Consider the following 9,496-nt stretch of genomic DNA (forward strand, 5'->3'; position numbering starts at 1 on the left):
AAAAACCATGACAAATGAAAAACGCAGCGAAGCTATTTCGCAAGCCTTGCAGAAACGGATCAGAACCTTTACCAGATTGGAAAAGGCTTTTTATGGTGCTATCATCATTACGGCTATCACGCTGTCTATCAGCATTATTTACCTGCAGAGCCGAAGTCTGCAGATTCAGCAGGAAATCAGCCACTTAAACAGTAAGATCAATGACAAGGAAACAGAGTACAACAACGCCAAGCAGGAAGTCAATGAGCTGAGCCGCTATGACCGGATTGCCGATATTGCCCAGAAAGCGGGCATGACTGTTCAAAAAGATAATATTAAGAAGGTGGACTAGCCTATGAACAACTTTAAAAAGCGCTTTTTAGACTATGTCATAGGTGATCGCAGGACGCCTGAGAAAAACCGCGAACGTGTCGGACAAAATTTAATGATTTTGTCTGTCTTTGTCTTTTTTGTTTTTATTATCAATTTTATTATCATTATCGGAACAGACAGAAAATTCGGCGTTAATCTATCCAAAGGAGCTTCGTCTGTTTATCAGACAGTGCAAAAAGTTCAGGCTAAGCGCGGAACCATTTACGACCGTAATGGCAACCCGATTGCCGAAGACTCAACAACCTATAATGTCTATGCTGTTATTGATAAATCCTATGTGTCGACTGCTGGGGAAAAACTTTATGTGCAGCCTTATCAGTACAATAAAGTTGCTGATATTCTCAATCAGCATCTGGGCATGGATAAAAAATATGTTATTTCTCAGCTGGAGCAAAAAAAATTAACTCAGGTTTCTTTTGGTACCAAAGGGTCAAATATCACCTACAGCACGATGACAGCTGTTACCAAGGCACTTGAGGATGCAAAGATTAAGGGCGTTGCTTTCACGACAAGCCCCGGCCGTATGTATCCAAACGGTACTTTTGCGTCACAGTTCATCGGCTTAGCGCAGGTCAAAGAAAATAAGGACGGCAGCAAGAGCTTAGTTGGTGCAACAGGCATGGAAGCGGCTCTTGATAAGCTTTTGTCCGGGAAAGACGGACAAGTGACCTACGAAAAAGATAAAAACGGCAATACCCTGCTAGGGGCTGCGACAACCGTTAAAAAAGCAGTGGACGGAAAAGATGTCTATACGACCCTGTCTGCGCCTATCCAGACCTATTTGGAAACACAGATGGATACCTTCCAAAGCAAGGCCAAGGGTGTTCAGGCCAGTGCCACTCTTGTTAATGCTAAAACAGGGGAAATTTTGGCGACGTCACAGCGGCCGAGCTTTAATTCAGACACCAAGGAAGGCTTGGATGCTAAGGGCTTTACCTGGCAAAATACTCTTTATCAGACCAACTATGAACCTGGATCAACCATGAAAGTCATGCTGCTTGCAGCAGCTATTGACGAAGGGGTTTTCAACCCCAACGAGACTTATAACAATGCCAGTCTCTCTCTGGCTGATGCAACCATCAAAGACTGGGCTGTCAATGAAGGGATCTCTCAGGGCGGCTATATGACTTTTGCGCAAGGATTTTCTTATTCCAGTAACGTCGGGATGACCCTGCTGGAGCAAAAGATGGGCAATGATAAATGGCTTCGTTATCTCAGCGACTACCGCTTTGGCATGCCGACCCGGTTTGGTATGGGAAGTGAAGCCTCAGGGCTGCTGCCGTCTGACAATGTGGTAACAATAGCCATGAGTGCTTTCGGACAAGGGATCGGAGTGACGCAGACGCAGATGCTCAGGGCTTTTTCATCCGTCTCAAACGATGGTGTGATGCTGGAGCCTCAATTCATCACCAAAATTTATGATCCAAAAACAGGCACCAGCCGGACAGCCAAAAAAGAAGTTGTCGGCAATCCTGTGTCAGCAGATGCAGCTAAGCAAACGCGGCAATATATGGTGACTGTTGGGACAGACCCCTACTATGGAACCCTTTATTCAAAAGATTTGGGCGGCCCTGTCATCAAGGTCGGCAATCAATCGGTTGCTGTTAAATCAGGAACAGCTCAGATGGCTGCGGAAGATGGCTCAGGTTATTTAACAGGAAGTACAGATTATATCTATTCGGTTGTTGCCATGGTTCCGTCTGAAAATCCGGACTTTATGATGTATGTGACTCTGCAGCAGCCTGAAACATTCAGCATAAGCTTTTGGCAGGATGTCATCAATCCGGTGCTGGAAGAAGCAACTCTCATGAAAGATACGCTGCTGTCGCCGGTTGAGACCCCTGAGGATCAGCAGACGAAGTATCACTTGCCGAAAGTTATCGGAAAAAGTCCGGGCAATACAGCCGACGAACTTCGTCAGAATCTCGTTCAGCCTATTGTCCTTGGAACAGGTAACAAAATCACCAAAACGTCTGTTGCGGCCGGGTCAAACTTAAAAGAAAATCAGCAGGTTCTAATGCTGACCAGTCACTTTGAGACCATGCCTGATATGTACGGCTGGACCAAGAAAAATGTTAAGAAATTCGAGGACTGGACCGGCATAAATGTGACCTTTAAAGGGAAAAAATCCGGGAAGGTCGTTAAGCAAAGCATCAGCGCAGGCAGTAAACTTAAAAACTTGAAGAAAATTAGAATAACTCTAGGAGACTAACATGTTAACCACTATGATCATTGCAGGGATTGCGTCTTTTATCCTGACCGTTCTTGCCATGCCCTCTTTCATCCGATTTTATCAGCTGAAAAAAATTAATGGCCAGCAGATGCATGAGGATGTCAAGCAGCATTTGGCTAAAGCAGGTACCCCGACCATGGGAGGAACTGTCTTTTTGGCAGTTGCTGTTTTGGTGACTTTCGTATTTGCCTTTCTTGTTAATCTTGTAAAAGGACCGGCTTTCGGGGCAACGTTAGCTATTTTGTTCATCATTTTAATTTATGGGACAGTTGGTTTTCTTGATGATTTTTTAAAGATTTTTAAGAAGATTAATGAAGGTCTGACAGCAGGGCAAAAAATGGCTCTGCAGATCATTGGCGGCTTAGTTTTCTATTTTGTCCATGTCAGACCAAGCGGAGCAGATTCGTTAAATGTCTTTGGCTTTCCTTTGCATCTGGGTATCTTTTACATTGCCTTTATTTTGTTTTGGATCGTCGGCTTTTCCAACGCTGTCAACCTGACAGACGGTATTGACGGCTTGGCTTCTGTTTCAGTTGTCATCAGCCTGACAGCCTATGGGATTATTGCCTATCAGCAACAGCAGTTTGATATTCTTCTCATTATTATTGTTATGATTGGCGCTTTGCTTGGTTTCTTTGTCTATAATCATAAACCGGCCAAAGTTTTCATGGGAGATGTCGGCAGCCTCGCTCTGGGAGCAATGCTGGCTGCTATTTCCATAGCTCTGCGGCAGGAATGGACCTTGCTGCTTATTGGGATTGTCTATGTTCTTGAAACAGCTTCAGTCATGATGCAGGTTGCTTACTTTAAATATACAAAGAAAAAGTACGGCGAAGGACGCCGAATTTTCCGTATGACTCCTTTTCACCATCATCTGGAATTAGGAGGTCTGAGTCTGACCAAAGCAGGTGCTAAATGGAGTGAGTGGAAGGTTGATGCTTTTCTTTGGGCTCTGGGCATCTGCGGAAGCCTGTTGACGCTGGCTCTGCTGTATTTATAAGAAGATAAGAGTGCGGTATTTGCCGCATTTTTTAATGGATAAGGCAGGAGGCTTCTTTCCTGTCTTATTTTCTGTTATAATAATTGAGAATGCTCTTTAGAATATCAAGTTATAAGAGCGTATGAGGTACCTATGACATTTACAGATTTTGCATTTAAAGATTACATTAACCGGGCCTTGGCAGCCCTGCATTTTGACGAACCGACAGAGGTGCAAAAGCGCCTGATTCCTCTTGTTTTATCGGGGAAGGATTTAGTCGGAGAATCAAAGACAGGTTCAGGGAAAACACATACTTTTTTGCTGCCTGTTTTTGAAAAGCTGGATGAGAACCTTGATGCGGTTCAGGCTGTGATTACGGCACCCAGCCGAGAATTAGCCAGACAGATATACGAAGTTGCCAAGCAGATTGCGGCTTTTTCCGATAAGGAAATTCGCCTTGCCAATTATGTTGGCGGAACGGACAAGCTGCGTCAGATTGAAAAATTAAAATCCGGTCAGCCGCAAATTGTTATCGGTACGCCGGGGCGTATCTATGATCTCGTTCAATCGGGCTATCTTGCTATTCATAAGGCAGGGACCTTTGTTGTTGACGAAGCGGATATGACACTTGATATGGGCTTTTTAGATACGGTAGATAAGATTGCTGCTGCTCTGCCTAAAGAAGTGCAGATCTTAGTCTTTTCAGCGACGATTCCGCAAAAGCTGCAGCCCTTCTTAAAAAAATACCTGAGCAATCCTGTCATAGAGAAAATCAAAACAGCAACAGTTATCTCTGATACGATTGATAACTGGCTGATTTCCACCAAGGGCCGCGATAAAAACAGCCAGATTTTGGAAATTGCTCAGCTGTTAAACCCTTACTTGGCGATTATTTTTGTCAATACCAAGGAGCGGGCTGATGAATTGCATGCCTATTTGACAGCCAATGGGCTGAAAGTTGCTAAAATTCATGGAGGCATTCCGCCGCGTGAACGTAAGCGCATTATGAATCAGGTGAAACAGCTGCAATTTGACTACATCGTGGCAACGGACCTTGCTGCGCGGGGCATTGACATTGACGGCATCAGCCATGTCATCAACGATGCTATTCCGCAGGATCTGTCCTTCTTTGTACACCGTGTGGGGCGTACCGGCCGTATGGGGCTTTCGGGCACAGCTATTACTCTTTATCAGCCAAGCGATGACTCAGACATCAGAGAGCTTGAAAAAATGGGGATTGCCTTTACACCGAAGATTGTGAAAAACGGTGCTATCCAGGACACCTATGACCGCGACCGCCGCGCAAACCGGGAGAAAACCTATCAGAAATTAGATACTGAAATGATCGGTTTGGTGAAGAAGAAAAAGAAAAAAATCAAGCCGGGCTATAAAAAGAAAATTCAGTGGAAAGTGGATGAAAAACGCCGCAAAGCCCGCCGTTCAGAAGCTCGTGCTAAAGGCCGCGCAGCCCGCAAAGCCAAAAGACAGAGCTTTTAAATGAACAAAGCTGCATGCGTTAAACTAAAACCAATAAAGCAGCAAGATAAAAGTCGGACAGTGGTTTCCGGCTCTTTTTCTCTGGCCAACCAAGTTCAATTCTTTGAAAGAGAAGCAAACAAATGCTATGATTAAAGTCTCCTCAGCTATTGTCGCCTAAGATAACTGTTTTCACAGCAGTGATAGAGAAAATTAATCACTGCGATAGAAAAAAACTATTATACAGGGTCTGTTTATCGTGATAGACTGAAAGATAGTCAGCATAAGCTGTATACTTACTTGAGGAGAGAACGATATGAAAATGAAAAAATTACTGGCTTCTTTTATTTTGCTTGCAGCAGTTTTGACTTTGGCTCTGCCGGCTAAGGCAGCTGCAAAAGAAACAGTGACTGTAGCGACAGATTCAGATACGGCACCTTTCACCTACAAAAAAGACAAGCGCTTTGACGGTTATGACATTGCTTTAGTGAAAGCTATTTTTAAGGGCTCCAAACAATACAAAGCTCAGTTTGAGACCGTGGCTTTTTCGTCTATCCTAACAGGGATTGATGCCGGACGTTATCAGATGTCAGCCAATAATTTTAACTACAGTGAAGACAGAGCAGAAAAATACCTCTTTTCAGATCCTGTCTCAAAGTCTAACTACGCCATTGCCAGTAAAAAAGGCAGCTATGAGACTTTAGATGATTTATCCGGCAAATCAGTAGAGGTATATGCAGGTTCTAATTATGCTGCTATCCTTGAAAATTGGAATAAGCGCCATTCAGATGGGAAAGCTATTGACATTCATTATGTCGCAAACAGTGTGACCCTGACTCAGCGCCTCCAAAATGTTGAAGCAGGGAAAATCGATTTTTTGCTTTACGATGCTATCTCTCTTAGAACACTTATCAAGGATCAAGCAATGCAGTTGAAGGTTGCCAATGTCCAAGAAAAAGTCGGCGGTAAAAAAGACGGTCTGGAATACCTTCTTTTTGCTAAGGATGAGACCGGTCAAGAACTGCAAAAATTTGTCAACAAGCGCATCAAAGTGCTGCAAAAAGACGGAACATTGAAAAAGCTCAGCCGAAAATATTTTGGCGGTGATTATGTGTCTTCACTTCAGAAATAATAGAAAAGGAAAACGATGTTTAGTACATTTTTAACAATCAGCTGGTATGATAAATTTGTCAGCAGCTTGCCCAGCGGCAAACTCTTTAGCTGGCGGGCTGTATTTGATGCTATCCCGGCTATATTAGAAAAGCTGCCGACAACGCTGATTTTAACCCTGGGCGGCTCTGTCTTTGGTTTGGTTTTGGCTCTTCTGTTTGCCATTGTCAAAATTAATCGGGTTAAAATTCTCTACCCTATTCAGGCATTCTTTGTTTCTTTTTTGCGGGGAACACCTATCTTGGTTCAGCTCATGCTGACCTACTATGGGATTCCTCTATTGCTGAAAGCTCTGAATCAAAAACTGGGAACCGATTTTAATATCAATGCTATTCCGGCGTCTGTTTTTGCCATTACAGCTTTTGCCTTTAATGAAGCTGCCTATACCAGTGAGACCATTCGGGCAGCTATTCAATCAGTTAATTCAGGAGAAATTGAGGCGGCTAAGAGTCTTGGAATGACAACTCTTCAGGTCTATCGCCGGGTCATTATCCCTAATGCTGCAGTCGTTGCGACACCGACCCTGATTAATACCTTAATCGGTTTGACCAAGGGAACCTCTCTGGCCTTCAATGCCGGTATTGTCGAAATGTTTGCTCAGGCTCAGATTCTGGGCGGCAGCGATTACCGCTATTTTGAACGTTTTATTTCGGTAGCGATTATTTATTGGGGAGTCAGCATTTTGATTGAACAGGCCGGACGTCTGATTGAAAAGAAAATGGAGATTTCCGCCCCTGATAACCTTGTTAACGACCAGGCAGTGGAAGGAGGTGTGCGCTAGTGATTCGAATTTCCAATTTAACCAAAGAATTTTCCGGACAAAAGGTGCTCGATGGCCTTAATCTTGATATCGAAAAAGGAGAAGTTGTTGCTCTTGTCGGTGCCTCTGGTGCAGGCAAGTCGACGTTTTTGCGCAGCATGAATTACTTAGAGCAGCCTGATTCCGGAACGATTGAGATTGATGATTTTAAGGTGGATTTCACGACTATCAGTAAGGAAGACGTTTTGATCCTGCGCCGAAAATTGGCCATGGTTTTTCAGCAGTTCAACCTGTTTGAACGCCGGACAGCACTCGACAATGTTAAGGAAGGCCTTAAGATTGTCAAAAAATTATCAGACGAAGAAGCAAGCAAAATTGCCAAGGAAGAATTGCGCAAGGTTGGTCTTTCTGATCGCGAAAATCACTATCCCCGTCATTTATCGGGCGGACAGAAGCAGCGTGTGGCGCTGGCTCGGGCTCTTGCGATGAAACCGGACGTGCTGCTCCTTGATGAGCCTACGTCTGCTTTGGATCCTGAGCTTGTCGGTGAGGTTGAAAAGTCTATCGCAGATGCTGCTAAAAGCGGTCAGACCATGGTTTTAGTCAGTCATGATATGAGTTTTGTCCGCCAAGTGGCAGATAAGGTGCTTTTCCTTGAGAAGGGCCATATTCTGGAAGAAGGAACACCTGATCAGCTCTTTAATCATCCAAAAGAAGAACGGACAAAAGAATTTTTTGCCAGTTACAAAAAAACCTTTATTTGATATAATAAGAATACTCTTGACTTAGAGTATTTTTATTTAGGGTGGTAATATGTTAGCAGAGATTTTTAATTTATATGTACAAGGGCTGCTTTTGTCTGCTTTAACAGTTGTTTTAGTCAGTGCCGGCTGGATTCTTTACCGTGCGGTCAGAAAAAAAGATAAGACGTCCAAAGAACGCCTGACCATTCTCTACGAAGCTCTTTTGATGGATTTAGTGACGATTCCCATCTTGTCTTTTGCTTTTATGGCTATTATTTTGATGATTAAAGCATAACATTGGCAAATTTTGAAAATTTGATTTAGAATATAAGAACAAAAAAGCAAGGAAGGGAAACTATGTACGATACAATTATTATCGGTTCGGGCCCGGCAGGAATGACAGCTGCTCTTTATGCAGCCAGAAGCAATCTCAAGGTTGCTGTCTTGGAGCAGGGGGCACCGGGCGGCCAGATGAACAATACGTCTGACATTGAAAATTATCCCGGCTACGAAATGATTTCGGGCCCTGAATTATCAATGAAGATGCACGAACCTCTTGAAAAGTTTGGGGTTGAAAATCTTTACGGCATCGTTTCTGCGGTTGAAGACCATGGCGAATTTAAAAAAGTGCTCACCGAAGATGCCAGCTATGAAACAAGAACGGTTATTGTGGCCACAGGAGCCAAACACCGACCTTTAGAAGTAGCAGGGGAAGAAACCTATAACAGCCGAGGCGTTTCTTACTGTGCGGTCTGTGACGGTGCTTTTTTCCGCGGTCAGGACTTGCTGGTTGTCGGCGGCGGTGATTCGGCCGTTGAAGAAGCTCTTTTCTTAACCAGATTTGCTAATAAAGTGACCATTGTGCACCGCCGTGATGAGCTGCGTGCCCAAAAAGTACTGCAGGATCGTGCTTTTGCCAATGATAAGGTCGACTTTATTTGGGATTCGGTTGTCAAGGAAATCAAAGGCAATGATGTCAAAGTTACCAGCGTTGATATTGAAAATGTCAAAACCGGTCAGGTGACCAATCATGAATTCGGCGGTGTCTTTATCTATGTCGGGCTTGATCCGGTTTCAAGCATGGTGGAAGATTTATCTATTACCGATGAGGCAGGCTGGATTCCGACAGATGAGCACATGAATACCAAGGCTGCAGGAATCTTTGCTGTCGGCGATGTCCGTCAAAAAGATTTGCGCCAGATTACGACAGCAGTCGGAGACGGTGCGACAGCAGCTCAGGAAGCTTATCAGTATATTGTCAATCACTTTTAGAAACTAAAAAGCCGCTCCGGATTCTGATCTTACTTTTGTCAGGGTCTGGAGCCGTTTTTTTATAGACTCAAAGGAGCGCCGGATATATCTCAAGCCTCAAATAGTCAAACAGCTGTCTGTCTTTTAATAAGAAGAGAGCAGACTTTTTGTGAATATTATCACTTTGGCTTATCAGCGGCTAATTTTGTGATATAATAGTAGCCATAAACATAATTAAGCACGGGCTAAAAGCGTCAAGAAAAAACAGCCTGCCTAAGGCGCCAGCGCATGGCGTTAGAGTTCTATTTTCTTCACGCTCTTTGCGACACGTCGTTTGCTTGGTCGATCTTACTAAGCAAACGAGGTTAGTGGGAGAGGCAGGGAGTGGGAAAGAACCCAAAAATTGAAAATTTTGGTTCGTCTTCCCACCCCCGCACAGTTGGCTAGGTTTTCCGCTTTGGCCTCGTGGCAAAAGGAAAGCCAGCCAACCACTGCGTCAAGAGCTTATTCCA

General features: G+C 44.0%; 9 protein-coding genes. All 9 read left to right on the top strand.

From position 1 onward, the window contains the following. Positions 1 to 7 precede the first annotated feature (7 nt). The 9 genes from ftsL (at position 8) to trxB (ending at position 9,005) form a co-directional block, all read left to right on the top strand. The gene (ftsL, locus tag AC4HAN_RS09650) at positions 8 to 331 is read left to right on the top strand and encodes a cell division protein FtsL (protein ID WP_491092317.1); all 324 of its coding nucleotides are present in this window, start codon (positions 8 to 10) and stop codon (positions 329 to 331) included. A gap of 3 nt (positions 332 to 334) precedes the next feature. Next, positions 335 to 2,584 carry a penicillin-binding protein PBP2X gene (pbp2x, locus tag AC4HAN_RS09655; protein WP_491092318.1) on the top strand — a complete coding sequence of 750 codons (2,250 nt, stop codon included), beginning with the start codon at positions 335 to 337 and terminating at the stop codon, positions 2,582 to 2,584. 1 nt (position 2,585) lies between these two features. After that, positions 2,586 to 3,605, top strand: coding sequence for a phospho-N-acetylmuramoyl-pentapeptide-transferase (gene mraY / locus AC4HAN_RS09660; protein WP_491092319.1), 1,020 nt, complete (start codon positions 2,586 to 2,588; stop codon positions 3,603 to 3,605). 132 nt (positions 3,606 to 3,737) lie between these two features. Next, on the top strand, positions 3,738 to 5,081 hold the full coding sequence (locus AC4HAN_RS09665; protein ID WP_491092320.1) for a DEAD/DEAH box helicase: 1,344 nt from the start codon (positions 3,738 to 3,740) through the stop codon (positions 5,079 to 5,081). A 295-nt stretch (positions 5,082 to 5,376) separates the two neighbouring features. Continuing rightward, positions 5,377 to 6,192 (top strand): transporter substrate-binding domain-containing protein, encoded by an 816-nt coding sequence (locus AC4HAN_RS09670; protein ID WP_491092321.1) that lies wholly within the window; start codon positions 5,377 to 5,379, stop codon positions 6,190 to 6,192. Between the two features lie 15 nt (positions 6,193 to 6,207). Beyond that, on the top strand, positions 6,208 to 7,011 hold the full coding sequence (locus AC4HAN_RS09675; RefSeq protein ID WP_491092322.1) for an amino acid ABC transporter permease: 804 nt from the start codon (positions 6,208 to 6,210) through the stop codon (positions 7,009 to 7,011). After that, positions 7,011 to 7,754, top strand: coding sequence for an amino acid ABC transporter ATP-binding protein (locus AC4HAN_RS09680; protein ID WP_491092323.1), 744 nt, complete (start codon positions 7,011 to 7,013; stop codon positions 7,752 to 7,754). The genes AC4HAN_RS09675 and AC4HAN_RS09680 overlap by 1 nt, the downstream gene beginning before the upstream one ends. Positions 7,755 to 7,803: 49 nt before the next feature. Further along, positions 7,804 to 8,028, top strand: a complete 225-nt coding sequence (locus AC4HAN_RS09685) for a DUF4059 family protein (protein WP_027974880.1) — start codon at positions 7,804 to 7,806, stop codon at positions 8,026 to 8,028. A 62-nt stretch (positions 8,029 to 8,090) separates the two neighbouring features. Then, entirely contained in the window at positions 8,091 to 9,005 is a 915-nt protein-coding gene (gene trxB / locus AC4HAN_RS09690; RefSeq protein WP_491092324.1) for a thioredoxin-disulfide reductase, read from the top strand. Positions 9,006 to 9,496 lie beyond the last annotated feature (491 nt).

It is taken from the genome of Streptococcus sp. ELY_86 (genome assembly GCF_058314495.1).